Annotated in this window: 20 protein-coding genes; 8 read left to right on the top strand and 12 right to left on the bottom strand. The window is 64.7% G+C overall.

Going from position 1 to position 20,635, the window contains the following annotated elements; all coding sequences use genetic code 11:
• Positions 1 to 21 precede the first annotated feature (21 nt).
• From SPO_RS03070 to SPO_RS03060, 3 genes are all read right to left on the bottom strand, one after another.
• Positions 22 to 1,755, bottom strand: coding sequence for an ABC transporter substrate-binding protein (locus SPO_RS03070; protein ID WP_044027876.1), 1,734 nt, complete (start codon positions 1,753 to 1,755; stop codon positions 22 to 24).
• Between the two features lie 158 nt (positions 1,756 to 1,913).
• Positions 1,914 to 2,939: a trans-3-hydroxy-L-proline dehydratase gene (locus SPO_RS03065; protein ID WP_011046363.1), complete on the bottom strand. Its 1,026-nt coding sequence runs from the start codon at positions 2,937 to 2,939 to the stop codon at positions 1,914 to 1,916.
• Positions 2,939 to 4,627 (bottom strand): cis-3-hydroxy-L-proline dehydratase, encoded by a 1,689-nt coding sequence (locus SPO_RS03060; RefSeq protein WP_011046362.1) that lies wholly within the window; start codon positions 4,625 to 4,627, stop codon positions 2,939 to 2,941. The genes SPO_RS03065 and SPO_RS03060 overlap by 1 nt, the downstream gene beginning before the upstream one ends.
• A gap of 272 nt (positions 4,628 to 4,899) precedes the next feature.
• Here SPO_RS03060 and SPO_RS22110 point away from each other — a divergent pair, with 272 nt between their 5' ends.
• The 7 genes from SPO_RS22110 to speB all read left to right on the top strand — a co-directional run bounded on the left by SPO_RS22110 (position 4,900) and on the right by speB (position 11,489).
• The gene (locus SPO_RS22110) at positions 4,900 to 5,352 is read left to right on the top strand and encodes a MarR family winged helix-turn-helix transcriptional regulator (RefSeq protein WP_011046361.1); all 453 of its coding nucleotides are present in this window, start codon (positions 4,900 to 4,902) and stop codon (positions 5,350 to 5,352) included.
• A gap of 2 nt (positions 5,353 to 5,354) precedes the next feature.
• Entirely contained in the window at positions 5,355 to 5,732 is a 378-nt protein-coding gene (locus SPO_RS03050; RefSeq protein ID WP_011046360.1) for a hypothetical protein, read from the top strand.
• 28 nt (positions 5,733 to 5,760) lie between these two features.
• Entirely contained in the window at positions 5,761 to 6,075 is a 315-nt protein-coding gene (locus tag SPO_RS03045; RefSeq protein WP_011046359.1) for a monooxygenase, read from the top strand.
• A 168-nt stretch (positions 6,076 to 6,243) separates the two neighbouring features.
• On the top strand, positions 6,244 to 8,133 hold the full coding sequence (gene speA, locus SPO_RS03040) for a biosynthetic arginine decarboxylase (protein ID WP_044027874.1): 1,890 nt from the start codon (positions 6,244 to 6,246) through the stop codon (positions 8,131 to 8,133).
• A gap of 25 nt (positions 8,134 to 8,158) precedes the next feature.
• On the top strand, positions 8,159 to 9,370 hold the full coding sequence (locus SPO_RS03035) for a saccharopine dehydrogenase family protein (RefSeq protein WP_011046357.1): 1,212 nt from the start codon (positions 8,159 to 8,161) through the stop codon (positions 9,368 to 9,370).
• A gap of 104 nt (positions 9,371 to 9,474) precedes the next feature.
• On the top strand, positions 9,475 to 10,644 hold the full coding sequence (gene nspC, locus SPO_RS03030; protein ID WP_030003177.1) for a carboxynorspermidine decarboxylase: 1,170 nt from the start codon (positions 9,475 to 9,477) through the stop codon (positions 10,642 to 10,644).
• A complete protein-coding gene (speB, locus tag SPO_RS03025) occupies positions 10,641 to 11,489 on the top strand; it encodes an agmatinase (protein WP_011046355.1) in 849 nt (282 codons plus the stop codon). Before nspC ends, speB begins: the two co-directional genes overlap by 4 nt.
• A 6-nt stretch (positions 11,490 to 11,495) precedes the next feature.
• Here the strand turns inward: speB and SPO_RS03020 are convergent, their stop codons facing one another.
• The 9 genes from SPO_RS03020 to SPO_RS02980 all read right to left on the bottom strand — a co-directional run bounded on the left by SPO_RS03020 (position 11,496) and on the right by SPO_RS02980 (position 19,447).
• Positions 11,496 to 12,611, bottom strand: coding sequence for an alpha-hydroxy acid oxidase (locus SPO_RS03020; RefSeq protein ID WP_011046354.1), 1,116 nt, complete (start codon positions 12,609 to 12,611; stop codon positions 11,496 to 11,498).
• A 40-nt stretch (positions 12,612 to 12,651) separates the two neighbouring features.
• Entirely contained in the window at positions 12,652 to 13,056 is a 405-nt protein-coding gene (locus SPO_RS03015; RefSeq protein WP_011046353.1) for a universal stress protein, read from the bottom strand.
• Positions 13,057 to 13,059: 3 nt separating this feature from the next.
• Entirely contained in the window at positions 13,060 to 14,058 is a 999-nt protein-coding gene (locus tag SPO_RS03010; RefSeq protein WP_011046352.1) for a zinc-dependent alcohol dehydrogenase, read from the bottom strand.
• Positions 14,055 to 14,816 (bottom strand): SDR family NAD(P)-dependent oxidoreductase, encoded by a 762-nt coding sequence (locus SPO_RS03005; protein ID WP_011046351.1) that lies wholly within the window; start codon positions 14,814 to 14,816, stop codon positions 14,055 to 14,057. The genes SPO_RS03010 and SPO_RS03005 overlap by 4 nt, the downstream gene beginning before the upstream one ends.
• Complete coding sequence (gene hisD, locus SPO_RS03000) at positions 14,809 to 16,116, bottom strand: histidinol dehydrogenase (RefSeq protein ID WP_011046350.1); 1,308 nt, start codon at positions 16,114 to 16,116, stop codon at positions 14,809 to 14,811. Before hisD ends, SPO_RS03005 begins: the two co-directional genes overlap by 8 nt.
• 12 nt (positions 16,117 to 16,128) lie before the next feature.
• Complete coding sequence (locus SPO_RS02995) at positions 16,129 to 17,457, bottom strand: TRAP transporter large permease (protein WP_011046349.1); 1,329 nt, start codon at positions 17,455 to 17,457, stop codon at positions 16,129 to 16,131.
• Between the two features lie 10 nt (positions 17,458 to 17,467).
• A complete protein-coding gene (locus SPO_RS02990; RefSeq protein ID WP_011046348.1) occupies positions 17,468 to 18,010 on the bottom strand; it encodes a TRAP transporter small permease in 543 nt (180 codons plus the stop codon).
• Positions 18,011 to 18,089: 79 nt separating this feature from the next.
• Positions 18,090 to 19,235 carry a TRAP transporter substrate-binding protein gene (locus SPO_RS02985; RefSeq protein WP_011046347.1) on the bottom strand — a complete coding sequence of 382 codons (1,146 nt, stop codon included), beginning with the start codon at positions 19,233 to 19,235 and terminating at the stop codon, positions 18,090 to 18,092.
• A gap of 23 nt (positions 19,236 to 19,258) precedes the next feature.
• Positions 19,259 to 19,447, bottom strand: coding sequence for a hypothetical protein (locus SPO_RS02980; protein ID WP_044027872.1), 189 nt, complete (start codon positions 19,445 to 19,447; stop codon positions 19,259 to 19,261).
• 153 nt (positions 19,448 to 19,600) lie between these two features.
• Here SPO_RS02980 and SPO_RS02975 point away from each other — a divergent pair, with 153 nt between their 5' ends.
• Complete coding sequence (locus SPO_RS02975; protein ID WP_011046346.1) at positions 19,601 to 20,629, top strand: LacI family DNA-binding transcriptional regulator; 1,029 nt, start codon at positions 19,601 to 19,603, stop codon at positions 20,627 to 20,629.
• The last annotated feature ends 6 nt before the right edge of the window (positions 20,630 to 20,635 follow it).

Below are 20,635 nucleotides of genomic sequence, written 5' to 3'. Positions count from 1 at the left end.
CCCGCCCATCAGGAAGCCAGGTCAGTTCTTGGCCCAGCGGGCAACCAGCTCGTCATAGTTGACGGTCTCGCCCTGCGGCTTTTCGTTGTCCAGCTTGGGCTTGGCGCCGCCATTGGCGAACCACCATTCCGCGTCCTTCTCTTCGTTCAGGCGCGGGCCGCAGCCACCATAGACATTCGCCGCCTCGTCCGCTGCCTGCATCCGGGCCATCACGGTGTCCATTTCGAACGCCAGACGGTCCATCGCCTCTTGCGGGGTAAAGGCACCAGAGTTCACGTCGCCGATCTGCTGCCACCAGATCTGGGCCAGCTTCGGGTAATCCGGCACGTTGATGCCGGTGGGCGACCAGCGCACCCGGTCGGGCGAGCGGTAGAATTCCACCAGGCCACCCAGTTTCGCCGCGCGTTCCGAGAAGCTCTCGTGATTAACCGAGCTGTCGCGGATGAAGGTCAGACCAACATGGCTTTTCTTCACGTCGACGGTCTTGGAGACCACGAACTGGGCATAGAGCCAGGCCGCCTGTGCACGATCCAGCGGGGTGGAGTTGAGGATGGTCCACGATCCCACGTCCTGATAGCCGACCTTCTGGCCGTCTTCCCAATAGGGGCCATGCGGGCTGGGCGCCATCCGCCACAGCGGGTTGCCGTCACCATCCACGGTGTTGTTGCCTTCGGACTGCGGCTTGACCATGTCGGCGGTAAAGGCGGTGTACCAGAAGATCTGCTGGGCCACGTTGCCTTGTGCCAGCGCCGGCAGCGACTGGTAGAAGTCATAAGACGCCGCACCCGGAGGCGCGTATTTACGCAGCCATTCGTCCCATTTGCGGATCGCATAGACCGCCGCCGGGCCGTTTGCCGCGCCACCGCGGGTCACGCTGGCACCGGCCGGGTTGCACGAACCGGCCTCCATGCGGATACCCCATTCGTCGATCGGGATACCGTTGGGTTCACCCTTGGACCCGGCACCGGCCATCGACAACCAGGCATCGGTCATCCGCCAGCCGAGGTCGGGCGCGCGCTTGCCGTAATCCATGTGGCCATAGATCGCGGTACCGTCGATTTCCTTGACGTCTTCGCTGAAGAACTCGGCGATATCCTCATAGGCCGACCAGTTGACCGGCACACCCAGCTCATAGCCGTATTTGGCCTTGAACGCCGCCTTCAGGTCCTCGCGGTCGAACCAGTCCTTGCGGAACCAGTAGAGGTTGGCGAATTGCTGGTCGGGCAGCTGGTACAGATCGCCATCGGGACCGGTGGTGAACTGGGTGCCCATGAAATCACCCAGGTCGAGACCGGGGTTGGTCACGTCCTTGAAATCGCCCGCCATCATGTCGGTCAGGTTATAGGCCAGTTGCAGGCGCGAATGGGTGCCGATCAGGTCGGAATCGTTGACATAGGCGTCATACAGGTTCCGCTTGGTCTGCATCTGGGTCTGCACGGCCTGAACGACCTCGCCCTCGCCCAGGATCTGGTGGTTCACCTTGATGCCGGTGATTTCCTCGAAGGCCTTGGTCAGCACCTCGGATTCGTAGCTGTGCGTCGGAATGCCCTCGGACAGCACGTTGATTTCCATGCCGGCATAAGGCTCGGCCGCCTTGATGAACCATTGCATCTCGGCCATTTGCTCGTCCTTGGACAGGACCGAGGGCTGGAACTCTTCGTCAATCCATTTCTTGGCAGCGGCCTCGTCGGCATAGGCTGCCTGTCCCGCGACCACGGCGCATACCGCGGCAGCGGACAAAAGATACCTGCGCATCTTTTCCTCCCTGTTGTCTGCAATGCCAGAAATGCTCTGTGGCACCTGACTGTCATTTAGCTTTCACATGGGCGCGCAAGTTGTCAAACTAATTTTTTAGTTTCGTTTTACGTATTGATTTTATTGAGTAATTTTCGAAATCAAAATGAAATTAAGACTCAGACTCCCCAGGTATCCCGCAGCCGATAGCCATCGGGCCAGGGATCAGCGGGGTCCAGCATGTGCTGATGCATGCCGGTGATCCAGCCCCGCCCCGAGATCTCGGGCAGGATCGCCGGGCGCTCGCCGACGCTGGTCAGCCCCGCGATGCGACCCGAGAACTCGGAGCCGATGATCGAGGTGGCGATGAACTGCTCGCCTTGCGCCATGTCCCCGCGCACATGCAGGATCGCCATGCGCGCCGAAACGGCGGTGCCGGTGGGCGAGCGGTCGATCTTGCCGGGCTGGATCGCCACGGCGGAAGCGGCACGCAAAATTCCATCCCGACGCTCGATCCCGCCCGCAAAGAGGCAAAAGGAGATATGCCGCCAATCCGGGTTCTCGGGATGATGAAAGCCCAGCTGCGCATTTGCGGCATTGGTGATGGCGATGCCCATCTCGGCCAGATCGCGCGCCCGGTCGCGGGTAATCTCGACCCCTACATCCTGGGGCCGCACCACCACGAAGCTGTCTCCACCAAAGGCGGTGTCTACCCTCACCCGCCCCAACCCCGGAACATCCAGCGAAACGTCGAGCTGCGCGGCAAAAGACGGCAGGTTGCGCACAAAGATGCGCTCGGCCTTGCCGTCCCGGCATTCGGCGCGCACATGTACCAGCCCGCCCGGGGCTTCCAGAACAAGTTCGGTTACCGGCTCGACCATTTCGACCAGCCCGCTGTCGAGCAGCACGGTCGCCACGCAGATCGAATTCGATCCCGACATCGGCGGCGTATCCTCGGGTTCCATGATGATGAAGGCCGCATCGGCGCGCGGATCCTTGGGCGGCACCAGCAGGTTGACATGCCGGAACACGCCGCCGCGCGGCTCGTTCAGCATGAAGTTCCTGAGCCGCCCGTCGCGCGCGATCCAGTTGCGTTGTTCCCACAGGGTCTCGCCCGGCGGCGGCGCGACACCGCCAACGATGACATCGCCCACCTCGCCCTCGGCATGGGCGGAAATCACATGGATGGTCTTGCTGCTGCGCATTATACCCTGTCCTGCCCGTTGATCCAGCCGGGACGCCCCGGCGCGTATCCAGTCAGCGCCGCCTCGGCGCAGTGCGCAAGGCTGCCGAACCGCATGGCGCGGCCCGACAGGCCCGGCCCGTAATGGGCGTATTTGCCCGAATTGGTCATTATCGTGCGGGTCGCAGGCGGCAGCACCGGTTCAGTCACCGAACACCAGCAAAGGTCCGGGATCACCTGCACGCCCAAGGCTTGCAGGCGCGCCAGCACCCCGTCGCCCGCCAGTTTGTCCCGCTCACCCCGGCCAATCGTGACAATGGTGGCGGTTCCATCGGCGATCCGGTGCCCGTCCAGCAGGTCCGTCAACACCCGGCACTCATGGGCCGAGGCATGCGGGCTGCCAATGGCGACCAGTTCCACCCGCTGGGGCCCGGGATTGAATTGATCCCAGGCGCGGGCGAAGTCACCCGGTGCAATGGCCATATGCGCCGCGCCATCGGTCAAGGCCCCGTCAGCCTCGGGCGTGACACCCGCCACATGCAGCATCGCCGCCGCCGAGGTGGTGCCGAAGGCAGCACAGAGCGCCTTGAGATCATCCCCGGACGGCGCGCTGCCCTCCAGCCCGGTGAGGAGAGGGATACGGTCGGGCGCCAGCCGCCCGGCCAGATAGCCGAGCAAGGGCCAGAACGCGTCGTCTGCGCCCTCGGGCCGCTCCACCCGGATTTCCACCTGCGCCTTGCGGTTGGCGTCCAGATAGACGCCAGCCAAGGGCGCCCGGCCCGTCAGCGCCATGCACAGGTCGAGGTAATCGGGATGTTTCACGCTGCGCGCGGCCAGAACGCTGTTGGCATAGACAACCGCGTTCGACTCGGCCCAGGCGATGGCCTCGCCCGCCTGCGGGATGTCGTCGAGCAGATAGGGCGCACAGGTGAAACTGGGCCGCGCCCCCATCCGCAGATAGGCATCGGCCAGCCGGCTGGCCGGCCCGCCGAACGCGGGCGGCACGCCCTGCGCGCGCCAGTTTGCATGATCGACCGAGATCGCATTCATGGTGGTGGGGATACAGACCCGCCCGCCCATCGCGGCCATATCCTCGGCAAAGCGCAGATTGGCCTCGCTGTGATAGATGCAACCGTCGATATGGGCGCGGCTGACATCGGTCAACCGCTCGGCACCTTGTGCGGCCGCCATGGCGCAGATGATCCGCATCGCCAGCCGCACCGGCGGTGCGGCCTCCTCGGACAGCATGGCGCGGTCGGCATCGCTGAGGTCCAGCGTCTCACCTGAAAGCGGTTCCAGCGTCAGCGACAGCGCCCCCGCCGTCAGGCGCTCGGGCGTTACCTCGGCCGAAGGCTCCATCGCCAGCGCAGCGTATTCCGCCGCCGACAGGCGCAGCACCGCAACCGGCCGGTCATACATCCACGCCGCGACCAGCGCGCCAAGCGTCAGAACATCCTCGCCCTCGCGAAACACCAACGCCGCCGGAGCATGGCCATTCAGCGCCAAAGCCAGCAGCACGCCGCTGCCCGAGCATGAGCCGCGGCTGGTCGGCATCATCACCACCGCCCCTGCCAGCGCCGCACCGTGCTGGGGGTGGTGCGCGTCGATCACTCGCCCCGTCTCGGGATCGACCCCACCCCAGAAACTGAGACCCTCGTCACAGACCAGAACCGGTCCCGACGCCGCGGCCGCAACGATGCATTGTGCCATCCCGCCTCCCTGTTCAGGCCACTATGAGACCATGAGCATAGGGCGCGCGCGCGTCAATGAAGATGGCTTGAACCCACCCAGCCGCGCCGCCGCGCCGCATGTCTCGCCCTCTTCGCACGACACCCGCCGCATTTCGGTGTGCGAGGCGCCAATCCCGCGGGAACGGCGGAGGCAGGTTAAGAACGGGCGCAACAAGAGCCATGGGTTCCGGGCCGATCGGAAAATGAAAACGGCTTCTTGAATTATCCCTAACTAGGGGTAAATTGTTCGACATGAAACACAAGACCCAAGATCGTGAAAATCAGGCGCTGGTGCTGGCTCTCTTGCGCAGCCAGCAACTCTTCATGCGGGCCATGGGGCCGGTGTTCCGCGCCCACGGGCTGACGGCCCCGCAATGGGACGCGCTGGAAACCCTTGCCAACAAGGGCCCTGTCTCGATGAACGACCTGATGCGGTTCACCCTGTCGACGTCAGGCAATCTGGACGTCGTAATCAAGAACCTCATCCAGGCCGGCCTAATCGAGAAATCCGTCGACCCCGAGGACAAGCGCGGCCGCATCCTGCAACTCAGCCCGGAGGGGCGGCGCAAGGTCGATGACTTTATCCCGATCCACAACCAGGCTTTGGATCAATTGTTCAGCGGCCTCGGCACGGCCGGCAAGCGCCAGACCATCACCGCGCTCAACCAACTTCGCAAGACGCTCACTCAAGCACCGAGAGGATAACCATGACAAACAAGACCTTCCTGACCGCCCATGGCGTGATCTACATGTTCTTCGCCCTCGCGCTTTTCTTCGCCCCGGCCCTGCTTTGGCCGAATTACGGGCTGCAACTGAACGACCGCTACGCGGTGTTCCTGTCGCAGCACAATTCCATCTTTCTTGGCGGCATCGGCGTGACCAGCTTTCTGTTTCGCCACGTGGCACAGGGCAGCGAGGCCGCCCGGACCTTTTTGACCGGGCTGATCTGGACCAACGCTTTGGGTGTGGTGATCACGCTTTATGCCTGCCTGACGGGGATATTCTCTGGTTTCGGCTGGTCCGACCCGATCTTCTTTGCCCTGCTGGCTGTCCTCAGCTTCATGCAGCTTGGCAAGAACCGATAACCTTGCGAACACAAGCGAGACCCGCATCATGAGCACACAGAAAATCTGGGACCTGCACCTGACCTACGATGGCCCGCTCAGCCAGGAGTTCCTGACCGGAACCCGACAGCTGGCGGAAAGCATCGCCCAAGAGCCGGGCATCGTCTGGAAGATCTGGACCGTCGAGGACGGAACCAACCACTTCGGCTCGACCTATCTTTTCCGCACTCTCGACCATCTCGAAACTTACAAGAAGATGCATCTGAAACGGCTTGCCGATTTCGGGATCAGGGTGGTCTCGGACCATGTCTTTGACATCATGGAGGAGTTGAGCGCAATCGACAACGCGCCGCTTCAGGGTTAGGGTCGACATTCCGGGGGCCGGGCTTTCTCTGCCTTGTTACAGGCGGCCCGTCCGCCGGGCCTTTGCCGCGCGTTGTCCGCGCCACAAGTTTGGCCTTGGACGAATCAAACCCCGCCTTTAAAGGGCGACCCGACACCGGAGCCCAAGCCGCAGGAAAGGCCGACCCGATTGAAACATCCTCTTGACGCACCGCATTCCGTCTATGGCGTGGACAAATGGGGCAAGGGCCTGATTGTGGTGACAGAAGAGGGTGAGATCGGGCTGAAAAACCCGCTCCGCCCCGAGGCCGATGCGGTCAGCCTGCCCGGCATCCTGCACGATCTGGAACAGCGCGGCATTCGCGCCCCGATGATCCTGCGGATCAGTTCCTATCTCGAGAACGAGATCTGCCATATCAACGACAGCTTTGCCGACGCCATCGCCCGCTCGGGCTACAAGGGCGCCTATCGCGGCGTGTTCCCGATCAAGGTCAACCAGCAGGCGCAGGTTATCGACCGTATCGTCGAATTCGGCCACCGCTACAGTTACGGGCTCGAGGCCGGGTCGAAACCCGAACTGGTGATCGCGCTGGCGCACAAGCTGGCCACGGACGCGCTGATTGTCTGCAACGGGGTCAAGGATGCCGAGTTCGTCCGGCTGGCCATTCTCAGCCGCAAGCTGGGCTTCAACACCGTGATCGTGCTGGAAAGCCCGAAAGAGGCCGACACCGTCATCGCCGTCTATGAGGAACTGGGGATCGAGCCGCTTCTGGGTGTGCGGGTGAAGCTCACCAACCAGATCAGCGGCAAGTGGGAGGAAAGCTCGGGCGACCGTTCCTCCTTCGGGATGAACACCGATCAGCTGGTGCGCGTGGTCGACAAGCTGCGCGATGCCGGGCTGATCCATTGCCTCAAGCTGCAACACTCGCATCTGGGCAGCCAGGTTCCCGACGTCAACGACGTGCGCCGCGCCGTGGGCGAGGCCTGCCGCTATTTCACCGAACTCAGCGCCGAGGGCGTGCCGCTCACCCATCTGGATCTGGGCGGCGGCATGGGCGTCGATTACACCGGCGAGAAGCGCGCCACCGAGAACTCGATCAACTACACGGTCGAGGAATACTGTGCCAATGTGGTGGAAACCGTCGCCTATGCGATGGACGAGGCCGGGATCGACCACCCGACCATCGTTACCGAAAGCGGCCGCGCGGTGGTGGCGACCTCGTCATTGCTGGTGTTCAACGTGCTCGAAAGCACGCTTTACGACGCGCCCACCGCGCCGGGCACCGAACCGGACGATCACCATCTGGTCAGCGACCTTGCGGCGGTGAACGGCTATCTGACGCCCGCGCGGCTTCAGGAATGCTGGAACGATGCCACCTTCTATCGCAACGAATTGCGGGCGCTGTTTCGCCGTGGCTATGTCGATCTGCGCCAGATGGCCCGGGCCGAACGCATCTATCTGTCGCTGATGGCGCGGATCAAGACCATGGTGGCCGAGGTCGAGGCGGAAACCGATCTGGACGCCCAGATGGAAAAGATCGCCGATATCTATCACTGCAACTTTTCCCTGTTCCAGTCGCTGCCCGATGTCTGGGCCATCGACCAGCTGCATCCGATCGTGCCGCTTCAGATGTTGAACGAGGCGCCCGACCGCCGCGCGGTCCTGTCCGACATCACCTGCGACAGCGACGGCAAGGTCGACCGCTTCATCCTCGCCGATGGCGTGTCGCCGTCCCTGCCGGTGCATTCCCTGCCCGAGGATCAGGACTATTACCTCGGCGTCTTCTTCGTCGGCGCCTATCAGGAGACTTTGGGCGATCTGCACAACCTGTTTGGCGACACCAATGTCGTCACCATCGACCTGCGCGCCGATGGCGGGTTCGACCTGCTGCACGAGCAGGAGGGCGACACCATTTCCGAAGTGCTCTCTTACGTCGAATACGACCCGGCCGATTGCGTCGCCGCCTTCCGCAAGCTGGTCGATGGCGCCATATCGAACGGCTGCCTCAAGGCCAGCGAACGCAAGCTGATCATCGGCGCCTATCGCGACAGCATCAACGGCTATACCTATTACGAATAACCCACCAGCCAGAGGAGACTTTCCCATGGGCAAAACACTCGTTGTCGGCGCAGGTGGCGTCAGCCACGCCGCCGTTCACAAGATGGCCATGAATTCCGACATCTTCACCGAGATCACTCTGGCCAGCCGGACCAAGGCGAAATGCGACGCCATCGCCGCCTCGGTCAAGGAGCGCACCGGAGTCACCATCCAGACCGCCGCGCTGGATGCCATGGACGTGGCCGCCACCGTTGCGCTGATCAAAGAGACCGGCGCCGAAATCCTCGTGAACCTCGCCCTGCCCTATCAGGACCTCAAGCTGATGGATGCCTGCCTCGAGGCCGGGTGCCACTACCTCGATACTGCCAACTATGAGCCCGAGGATGTGGCCAAGTTCGAATACCACTGGCAATGGGCCTATCAGGACAAGTTCAAGGAGGCAGGCCTGACCGCCATCCTCGGCTCGGGCTTCGATCCGGGCGTGACCTCGGTCTTTGCCACCTGGCTGAAAAAGCACAAGCTTGCCACCATCCGCCAGATCGACGTGCTGGACGCCAACGGCGGCTCGAACGATCAGGCATTCGCCACCAATTTCAACCCCGAGATCAACCTGCGCGAGGTTCTGGCCGAGGCGCGGCACTGGGAAAACGGCGCCTGGCAGGTCACGCCCGCGATGACCCACAAGGTCGAATTCGACTTTCCCGGCATCGGGCCCAAGAACATGTACCTGATGTATCACGAGGAACTGGAGAGCCTTTCGGCCCACTTCCCCGAGATCGAGCGCGCCCGCTTCTGGATGACATTCGGCGACGCGTACATCATGCACGCCAAGGTGCTGGAGAACGTCGGCATGACCCGCATCGACCCGGTCATGCATGACGGCAAGGAAATCATCCCGATCCAGTTCCTGAAAACCCTGCTGCCCGATCCCGGCACGCTGGCCGAAGAAACCAAGGGCAAGGCCTGCATCGGCGACATCGCCACGGGGCAGGCCAAGGACGGCTCGGGCGAGAAGACCTATTACATCTACAATATCTGCGACCACGAGGAATGCTTCCGCGAGGTGGGCAGCCAGGCGGTCAGCTACACCACCGGTGTCCCCGCCATGATCGGCGCGGCACAGGTGCTCAAGGGCAACTGGGTGGAACCGGGCGTTTGGAACATGGAACAGCTCGACCCCGACGACTTCATGGACATGCTCAACAATCACGGCCTGCCCTGGCAGGTGCATGAACTCGACGGTCCTGTCTCTTTCTGACCTTGTGGGCAACGGGCGCCCACGCCCTTTCTTCTGTTTAAAAATACCTCGGGGGGTCCGGGGGGCAGCGCCCCCCGGCCTCTCCTTCAGCGGAGGTGCCGGAAATGGCAGATGTGATGCAGACCCAGGCAGGAGACGCTGGCGCCTTTCGCCACTTTGACCTCTCCCGTGTGCCCACGCCCTGTTTTGTGGTGGACGAGGTCGCCATCGAGCGGAACCTCAAGATCCTGCGCGACATTTCCGACCGCTCCGGCGCACATGTGCTGTCGGCGCTCAAGGCGTTTTCCATGTTCACCCTTGCGCCCCTCGTGCGCCAATACCTTGGTGGAACCTGCGCCAGCGGCATCTACGAGGCGCGGCTGGGGCGCGAGGAATACGGTGGCGAGGTCGCCACCTTCTGCGCCGGGTACAAGGAACAGGATATCGACGAAATCCTGTCGCTCAGCAATCACATCATCTTCAACAGTCCCGCGCAAAAGGATCGTTTCCTGTCCCGCGCACAGGCGGCGGGCGTTCAGGTCGGTCTGCGCATCAACCCCGAACATTCCGAGGGCGAGATCGCCAAATACGACCCCTGCGCGCCCTGCTCGCGGCTCGGCACCCCGGTCAGTTTGCTGACGCCCGAGACGCTGAAAGGCGTCGACGGGCTGCACATGCACACGCTCTGCGAACAGGGGTTCGAGCCTTTGCTGCGCACCTGGGCGGCGGTCGAGCCGAAACTCGCCCCCTACCTGCCCGGCCTCAAATGGCTCAACTTCGGCGGCGGTCATCACATCACCCGCGCCGATTACGACCGCGACGCGCTCATCGACTTTCTCAAGTCTCTTCGCGCGCGCCACGGCCTCGACGTCTATCTCGAACCGGGCGAGGCGGTGGCGCTGGATGCCGGTATCCTCGTCGGCGAAATCCTCGACCTTCCCTCGAACGGCATGGACCTGGCGATCACCGATATCTCGGCCACCTGCCACATGCCCGACGTGATCGAGGCACCCTATCGCCCCGCCCTGATGGACGAGGCCGACAGCGGCCATACCTATCGCCTGGGCGGCCCCTCCTGCCTCGCCGGGGACGTGATCGGAGATTACACCTGGGACCAGCCGCTGACGATCGGCCAGCGCTTCGCCTTTCTCGATCAGGCGCATTATTCGATGGTCAAGACCAACACCTTCAACGGCGTGCCCCTGCCCACCATCGCGCTGTGGAACAGCAAGACCGACGCGCTGCGCATCGTGCGCCAATTCGACTATTCCGACTTCAAGGACCGCCTCTCATGAGCATCTTCCTCGACAGCGAACTCACCACCGCCGAACGGGGCGAGGACGCCCGTTTCCGCATCATTCCGGTGCCGCTGGAGCGTACCGTCTCTTACGGTTCGGGCACGGCGGGCGGTCCGGCTGCGATCATCGAAGCGTCTAACGAGCTGGAACGCATCACCAACGGCGCCGAGCCCTGCGCGCAGGGCATCTACACCGAACCGCCGCTCGACTGCGACGGCCCGCTGCCCGAGGTGATGGAACGTCTGGCACAGCGGACCGAGGCCGCCATCCGCGCGGGCCGCGTACCGGTCATGCTGGGGGGCGAGCATTCGCTCAGCTTCGGCGCGGTGATGGGTGTGGCGCGCGCCCTGGGACAGCCGCTTGGGCTGGTGCAGATCGACGCCCATGCCGACCTGCGCATCGCCTATCAGGGCGAGAAACACAGCCACGCCTCGGTCATGCACCTGCTCGCCGAAGAGGGTATTCGGCTGGCGCAATTCGGCGTCCGCGCTCTTTGCCAGCAGGAAATGGACGAGCGTGCCAGACACGGCGTGTTCTACAAGGATGCCGAGGAGCTGGTCACCACCAACATCCATGCCATCGACCTGCCCGAGGATTTCCCCCAGCTGGTCTATGTCAGTTTCGATGTCGACGGGCTGGACCCGGCCCAGATGCCCGCCACCGGCACGCCGGTGCCCGGCGGGCTGGGGTATTATCAGGCGCTGCATCTGGTCGAGCACGCGCTCAAGGGTCGCAAATGCGTTGGCCTTGACGTGGTGGAACTGGCGCCGGACGGCAATGCCGCCTGGGATTTCACCGCCGCCCAGATCGTCTATCGGCTGATGGCGGCCTGTACCGCCTGATCCCCCTCACCGCGCCGCTCCCTCGCGCAGCGCGGCCATCTCGGTCAGGCCGAGCTGCGCCAGGGTCAGGCTGACCTCCTGCGCCAGCACCTCCCACAGCTGGTGCAGCCCCGCCTCGCCCCCCGCCGCCATGGCATAGAGGAGCGGGCGCCCAAGGAAGACGAAATCGGCCCCCATCGCATAGGCCTTGACCACATCCTCGCCGCTGCGGATGCCACTGTCGTAGAACAGCGGATAGCTGGGGCCGACCGCCTGCCGGATCGCGGCCAGCGCCTCGATCGCCGGGGGTGCTGCGTCCAGCTGACGGCAACCATGGCTCGATACCTGGATCGCATCGGCGCCCAGCGCCTTGAGGCGCAGCGCATCCCCGGGATGCAGTACACCCTTGACCACCAGCTTGCCGGGCCAGGTCGCGCGCAGGGTCTCGAAAGTTGTCCAATCGGCGGCGGCACGGCTCTCGGTACGGTCGAAAACATAATTCCGCCCGTCGAAATTGGCCATCTGCGGGCGTCCCCGGATCAGCGTGGACAGGGACCAGCGCGGATGCAGCGCGAAATCGACGAATTGCCGGGGGCCGATGCGGAACGGCATCTTGAACCCGTGCCGCAGCTCGCGCGGGCGGCGGCCCACCTCGGGCACATCGACGGTCAGCACCAGCGTGCCGTAGCCGGCCGCGCGGGCGCGCTCGACCAGCTTCATGGTGCCGCTGCCATCGCCGCTGAAATAAAGCTGAAACCAGGCCATGCCGCCCGAGGCCTTGAGCAGGGTTTCCATGTCGGTCGAAGCCACGGTCGAGACGCCATGCGGCACCCGGTCCCGCGCCGCCAGCCGCGCCAGCATCAGATCGGCGTCGGGGGCGGACAGGTTGCACATGCCCATCGGGCTGATGCCAAAGGGGCGCACCGCCAGCTTGTCGAACAGCTGCACCCGCAGCTCTCGCCGGCTGACGTTGCGCAGCACCCGAGGCGTCAGGCGGATGTCCTGAATGGCCCGGCGCGCCAGCATCGCGCCATGCTCCTCGCCGGCCGCGCCGTCGACATAGTCGAACACCATCCAGGGCAGGCGTTTGCGTGCCAGCCTGCGGGCGTCCTCGCTGGAATGAATACCGGTCTGGCGCAGCATGATCTGAGCTCACTTTGTGGGGCGGCGGGCGGCACCCGCCCTAGCGCAGCACCATCACCGTGCAGGGTGCGTGGCGAACAACACGGGCGGCGGTCGTGCCCAGGAAATAGTCGCTGAGGCCGGGCCGGTGCGATCCCACGATGATCAGGTCGATGCCCATATCGGTGGCGTATTCGGTCAACGCGCGGCTGGAATGACCGCTCAGCAACACCGGCTCCACCCCCGGCGCATCGGCCACGCGGGCGCGCAGCCGCGCCTCGGCATCGGCGCGGGCCTTGGCCACCAGATCGGCGTCCAGATAGGCGCGGACCGCCGGGTTGGGCGGCTCGATCACGTGGACGGCGCGGATGCTGGCGCCTTCGGCAGCCAGGGCGCGGGCGGTCTCCAGCGCACGTTCGCTGATCCCGTGTTCCAGCGACAGGGCAACAAGGATGCGGTGATACATGGCCTAACTCCTTTCCGGGGCAGTGTCGGGAACCAGCAGGACCTTGGGTGCCGCCACCCGACCCGCGCGGATATCGGCGAATGCCGCCGCGCCCTGATCCAGCGGGCGCGCCTCGGTCCAGTCGAGCGGGCCAAGGCGACCGTCAAAGATCGCCTGCGCAGTCTGGCGGAAATCCTCGGAGGTATAGGTATAGGTCCCGATAAAGGTGATCTCTTGCAGGGTCATCCGCCGGATATCGAGGCCACCGGTATCTTCGCCCAGGCCGATATGGCCGATCACCCCGCCGGGGCGGACATGGGCCGAAGCGGTGGCGCGGGTGGCGGCATAACCCACCCCGTCGATCACCAGATCGTATTGCGACCCCGCTGGCGGAGTGTCGAGCGCATGCTGGCCGCAACGGTCGCTCAGATAGGCGCGGCGGGCGGGGTTCGGCTCGACCACGGTGACCTGCGGCACGCCCTGCGCCGTCAGACACAGTGCAGCGCCCAGTCCGATCGCCCCGCCACCCAGCACCAGCGCCGTGTCGCGCGCACCGGACAAGGCAGCCAGTGACAGGCGCACCGTGTGCCAGCCGCAGGCAAGCGGCTCGGCCAGTGCCGCCTGGGCCAGCGGCACCGAGTCGGGAACGGTGACCAGGTTGCCCTCGGGCATCGCCACATATTCGGCAAAGCCGCCTTCGCGCGGGGGCATCGAGATGATCTGGCGCGTGGGGCAGAGGTTGTCGCGCCCCTCGCGACAAGCCGGGCAGGCGCCACAGGTGACCAACGGATTCACGGTCACCCGCTCGCCATCGCGCGGCCCCCCTACGATCACACCGGCCACCTCGTGACCCAGGATCAGCGGCGCCGGGCGGCGCGCGTCATGGCCCAGATAGGCATGCATGTCCGAGCCGCAGATACCCACCCGCGCGATGCGGATCAGCTGTTCGCCCGGCCCCGCCACCGGGTTGGGCATCTCGCGCAGCGCAAGCGTTTCGGGGCCCGTGTAAACCAGCGCCTTCATTTCGCGGTATATCCTCCATCCACCATCAGCACCTGACCGGTGACATAGGCCGACGCCTGAGAGCAGAGGAACAGCAGCGGTCCGTCCAGATCCTCGGGCTCGCCATTGCGGCCGATACAGGTCTGCGCGGCATTGCGCGCCGCGCGTTCGGGATCGGCAAAGACAGGTGCCGTCAGCTCGGTGCGGAAGAAACCCGGCCCCAGCGCGTTGGCGGTGATCCCGTGGGGGGACCAGGCCTCGGCCATGGCGCGGGTCATCTGCGCCACGCCGCCCTTCGATGCGCCATAGGCGATGCCACCGGGAAAGGCGCGGGTTGTCTGCAGCGAGGCGAAATTGACGATCCGGCCCCAGCCGCGTGCCTTCATCCCCGGAACCAGATACTGGCTGAGGAAGAAGGGCACCGACAGGTTCAGGGTCAGGGTGATGTCCCAGCCCTCGGGCGTGACCTCATCGGCGGGCTGGCGGGTGTTGATGCCAGCCGCATGCACCAGGATGTCGGGCGCCCCGAACGGGTCGACCACCTGCCGCGCCAACCCCTCCAACCCGTCGCGGTCCGACAGGTCATAGGGAATGGCATGGGTTTCACCCCCCGCCTCGGCCTGCCATTCGGCCAGCGCGTCGGCGCGCCGGGCCACGCCCACCACCTGCGCGCCTGCCTGCGCCAGCACCGTCGCCGCGCGCCGCCCAAGCCCGGAACTGGCGCCGGTGACACAGGCCACCCGGCCCCGCACCGAGAAGAGATAGCCAGAGTCAGCCATTGGCGGTCAGGTCAAAGGTCTCGTCGGGGAAATACTTGGCCAGCCGCACATCGGCGGCGCGGGCATGGCCCTCCATCCCCTCCAGCCGGGCGATGCGGGCGGTGGCCTCGGCCACGGGCTTGTACCCTTCGCGGGTACCACGCTGCCAGGTGACGATCTTCATGTATTTGTGCACGCTGAGGCCACCGGTATAGCTGGCGGCGCCGCTTGTCGGCAGCACGTGGTTGGTGCCCGCCGCCTTGTCGCCATAGCTGACGGTGCTTTCCTCGCCCAGGAACAGCGATCCATAACAGCTGAGCCGGTCCAGCCACCAATCCAGATCCTCGGCCATCACCGTCAGGTGCTCGGGCGCATAGCGGTCCGAGGTGGCGGCCATCTCCTCGCGGTCGGCGCACAGGATCACCTCGGCATAGTCGCGCCATGCGGCGGCGGCATTGTCGCGGTTCACCTCGGGAAGATCGGCGATATAGGACGGGATCATCTCGATCACCTTCTCCGCCAGCGCGCGATCATCGGTCACCAGCCAGACGGGCGAGTTGTAGCCGTGCTCGGCCTGGCTCACCAGATCGGTGGTCACGATATGCGGATCGGCGGTCCTGTCGGCCAGGATCAGGCTGTCGGTGGGGCCCGCGATCATGTCGATGCCGACGCGCCCGAACAGCATGCGCTTGGCCTCGGCCACGAACTGGTTGCCGGGACCGACCAGTATTTTCGCCTTGGGCAGGCCAAACAGGCCAAAGGCCATGGACGCGACGCCCTGCACACCGCCGATTGCCATGATCGTATCGGCGCCACAGATATGGGCGGCATAGACGATGGCCGGGGCCACGCCGACCCCGGGGCGCGGCGGCGAGCAGGCCATGATATGTTTGCAGCCAGCCACCTTGGCCGTGGTCACCGTCATGATCGCACTGGCGATATGGCTATAGCGCCCGCCGGGCACATAGCAGCCCGCTGCATCCACCGGGATCGCCTTTTGCCCGGTTATCACGCCCGGCACCACCTCAAGCTCGACATCGGTCAGCGTCGCCTTCTGCGTCTCGGCAAAACGGCGCACATTGTCATGAGCAAAGCGGATGTCGGCCTTGAGCTTTTCCGGCACCTTCGCACAGGCGGCCTCGATCTCTTCGGGCGACAGGATGATGCTGCCCTCGTAGCGGTCGAACTTGGCGGCATAGTCCAGCGCGACCTGATCCCCGCCCGCCTCGATATCGGCGAGGATCGCGCGCACCGTCTCTTGCACGTCCGAAGCATCGGATTTCGAGGTTAGCGAAGCTTTCTTGAGGTATTCGATGGTCATACCGGGGACGTCCTATTTGTAGATATCGGGCAAGAGCGTGGTGGAGATGGCCGGCAGATAGGCGATGAGCAGCACCACCAGCAGCATGAACAGAACAAAGGGCACGGCGCGGGCGGCGATCTTGAGGATGGACTCGCCGGTGATGCCGGAGACCACGAACAGGTTCAGCCCCAGCGGCGGCGTGATGAAGCCCACACCCAGCGCGGTGATCATCATGATGCAGAACTGGATCTCGTTCATGCCGATATTGTCGGCCAGCGGCTTCAGGATCGGGGCCAGGATCACGATATTGGGCGTCGTCTCCATGACGCAGCCCGCCGCGATCAGGATGCCGATCATCAGCAGGATCAGCAGCCAGGGTTCGTCGGTCATGCCGGTGACGGCAGCGACAAATCCCTGCGGCACACCCATGATCGCCAGCGCCTCGGCCAGGGGGGCGGAAAAGGCGATGATCGGCAGGATCACCCCGTTCACCTTGGCCGAGCTGACCAGCATCGCCGGAAAGTCGGACAGCGACAGGGTGCGCAGGATGAAACCCATCAGGACGGTGACGACAACAGCGGTGGCGCCCGCCTCGGTCGGCGTCAGCCGGCCCGAGAAGATGCCGTAAAAGATGATGCCCGGCACGATGAAGGCATACCAGCCCGATTTCAGCGAGCGACCCAGATTGCCAAAGTATTCCCCGGCCGAGATATTGCCGCCCCCTTCCCAGCCGTTGATGCGGTTCATCACCACGTTGGTGACCAGGATCGAGATCAGGATGCACAGGCCCGGAATGAGCGCGGCCAGAAACAGGGTCGAGGCCGAGATGCCCAGCACCAGACCGATGATGATATAGGCGATCGAGGGCGGGATCAGGATGCCGGTACAGGCCCCTGCCGCCACCAGCGCACAGGCATAGGGCCGGGGATAACCCGACTCGACCAGCCGGTCGATGGTCATCCGGCCCACGGCGGCGGCCCCCGCCGCGTCCGAGCCCGAAATGGCCGCGAACATGCCGCAGACCAGCACCGTGGCCGAGCCGAACCCGCCCTTGGCGAATTGCGTCAGCGCCTCGGCCACGTCCAGGAACTTGCGGGAAAGCCCGGTGCGCACCAGCACGTCCCCGGTCAGGATGAACAGCGGCACCGCCGTCAGGGCAAAGGCGTCGATTCCGGTGAACAGGCTCTCGCCCACCGCGCTCAGCGGCATGTCACCCGACATGATCAACATGGTGATCGCCGCCGCCCCGATGGCGGCCCAGACCGGCACCGCCAGCGCGATGAGGCCCACGAACATGATCACCGGCAGGTAGAAATCCCAGCCCAGTTCAACCGTCTGATTGAGGGTATTCCAAAGCATGACCGTCCCCTCAATCGAACAGTTTGTCGCCCTCGTAGACGGGCGTGCCGTCACGAAGGCTGCGCAGATCGCGCAGGAAGGATTGCACCAGTCGCAGGACCATCAGCGAGAACCCGACCGGCACCGCCATCAGGAACCACACCATCGAGATACGCAGGCCGTGACTGACCGAACCGAACTTGGCCGAGACCAGCACCGTCTCGAACGACCAGTACAGCGCGATCACCGCCACCACGAACATCACCAGATCGCCAAAGATATAGAGCAGCGCCTTGGCCCGGCGGCCCAGGTAATGCATCAGCACGTCGATGCGGATATGGCCGCGCTCTTTCACCGCCGAGGCGGCGCCGATCCAGGCGAGGTAGATGAAGGAATAGCGCACGATCTCCTCTCCCCAAATCGAGGAATAGGCGAAGATCTCGCGCCGCAGCACCTCGACGGCCATGGTGACGACAAGCATCACGTAGAAGACCAGCAGCGCCCAGCGCTCGGCATTCCGGTTCAGAGCATTCAGGATAGGGGTCACGTGTCCCTCCCTCCGGGCGAGGGGCATCCGTTGCCGGAGGCCCGGTTGATGGCGTCATGCAGGTGAGGAAAGGGCCGGCGCCATCCCGGGCGCCGGCCAGTGCCGATCAGGCGTCGTGCACGTAATAGCGGCCCATGGTGCCGGCGGCCTCTTCGAGGCGGTTGAAGGCGTCCATCGACCCGGCCAGTTCGGTCTTGAAGCTGTCCCATTCCGAGCGCTGATAGCCGCCGGTCGCCTGCCATTCGGCCAGCTGGTCGGCGGAAAGCGAATGGAACTCGACCCCGGATTTGGTCAGTTCCGACATCGCATAGGCGCGTGCGGCGGGCACCTTGGCCAGGTTCTGCTGCGAGGTGACCTCGCCCGCGAACATGATGCCTTCCTGCACATCTGCCGGAAGCCCGTTGAACCATTCCAGGTTCATCGAGAACACCTGGCTGTCGGGCACCGCCTGGGTAAAGGTCACATGGCTCAGGATATCCTTGAAGCCAAAGACATAAAGCGCGCCGACCGACGGGTCGAGCGCATCGGCCACGCCCTGCTTGATCGCCGAGGGCGTCTCGCCCCAGGCCACCGGCGTCGGGTTGGCACCGACCATGCGGTAATACTGTTGCAGCATCTTCGAGCCCGGCACGCGGAACTTGACCCCGGCCAGATCGCCCGGCGTGATCACCGCGTTACCACCCTTGCGCACGGCAACGACGCGCGGGTCGATGACGATATAGAACAGCGCCTTGAAACCGGCGGCCTCGACCTTGGGATGCACCTCGGTCTTCCAGGCATCCGAGGACACCAGGTTGGTGAAGCGCTGGTTCGAGCCGCAGAAATACGGCATGTTGATGAGGTCGACGGCGCTGGCGAAGGGGGCGAAATTCGACAGCGAGTGCTGCGCCGCCTGGATGGTGCCGCCCTGCACCTTTTGCACCAATGCACCACCGGCGCCCAGCTGGCCGCCCGGTGCCAGTTTCACATAGACCTTGCCATTGGTGGCGTTCTGGATGTTCTCCTTGAGGTCCAGCTGCATGATCGGATAGCTGCGCGAGGCGCCCAGCACATAGGCCGTCGCCACTGTCATCACATGCGATGCGGCGGCTTCACGCTCCTTCTCTTCCTTGGCGGTCTGCGCTGCGGCCTCGGTCGACCACAGGGTCCCCGCCGCACCGGCCACCAAAGCGGCGGTAAAGCTGCCGCTGCCGGCCAGTTTCAGAAAGTTGCGGCGTGTCGCGGACGCAAGTCCGGTCCGGTCGTCTTTCATTTATTTCCTCCCATTTGGACAGATCAGGGCCGCTGGTTTGTCTTTCTCTTCGCTGCGGCTTCCCGTTGCAGAATGGCCACCACAAACGCGATTGCGGCGGCGAACAGAACCAGCATCTCGCCAACATCCCCCAGCATCGGCCCGACCCCGACAGAGCCAAGACCCACATTCAGGGCAAACAGGGCAAAGAGCGCGGCCGAAATCAAAAGCATCGGGTCCTCCGGATGGGCAAAAACACGATTCGCCCCCGCAATGTAAGCGCTTACATTTGACGATGCAAGCGCTTACACGCTATGCTGTCCGCGGCGGTTGGGGTATCGGAGCCTACTGCCCGCCTCTTTCAACCAAACACGGACCTGCACGTCATGACCGCGCCGAGCACACAGCCCACCCCGACCCTGGCCGATGTGGCCCGGCGGGCAGGTGTGTCGACGGCGACGGTCTCGCGCTGTCTGAACACGCCCGACCGGGTGATCGAAGAGACCCGCAACCGGGTGCTGGAGGCGGTGCGCGAGCTAGGCTATTCGCCCAATTTCGGCGCCCGCGCCCTGGCCGCAAAACGCACCAACACGATCGGCGCCGTGATCCCGACCATGGAGAACGCGATCTTTGCCCGCGGTCTGCAGGCCTTTCAGGAGGAGTTGCGGCTCAAGGGGATCACGCTGCTGGTGGCCTCCTCCTCGTATCGCGCCGATCTGGAAGAAGAGCAGATCCGCACCCTGGTGGCACGCGGCGCCGACGGGCTGTTCCTGATCGGCGCCCATCGCGATCCGGCGCTTTACGACTTTCTCAACCGGCGCGGCATCCCGACACTGGCGGCCTGGGTGCATGATCCGGACGCGCCGGTGCCCACGATCGGTTTCGACAATCACGCCGCTATGCTGGACCTGGCCCGCGAGGTCATCGCACGCGGCCACCGCCGGATCGGCGTGATCAGCGCCGAACAGGCCAGCAACGACCGCGCCCGCGCCCGGGTGGCCGCCATCCGCGCCGCCATGGCCGAGGCGGGGCTTGGCGCCGATACGCTCAGCCTGGTGGAAACCGCCTATGGCATCGACGAAGGGGCCGCCGCCTTCGACACCCTGATGCAGCGCACGCCCCGTCCCAGCGTGGTGATGTGCGGCAACGATGTGCTGGCGGTGGGCGCCATGGGTCGGGCCAAGGAAACGGGCTATGACGTGCCCGGCGATGTCTCGATCACCGGGTTCGACGATATCGAACTGGCCAAGGTGTGCAGCCCGGGCCTGACCACGGTGCATGTGCCCCATCGCCAGATGGGCACCCAAGCCGCACAGGCGCTGGTCGCCATGGTGGCCGAAGGCGCGCCGGGCCAGGGGCAGCGGCTGGACACCTATGTGGTGCTGCGCGGTTCGCTGGCGCCGCCGCGCGCCTAGGCCGCA

The organism is Ruegeria pomeroyi DSS-3, assembly GCF_000011965.2.
GTDB classification, from domain to species: Bacteria; Pseudomonadota; Alphaproteobacteria; order Rhodobacterales; family Rhodobacteraceae; genus Ruegeria_B; species Ruegeria_B pomeroyi.
This window is presented reverse-complemented; position numbering and strand designations above follow the sequence as displayed.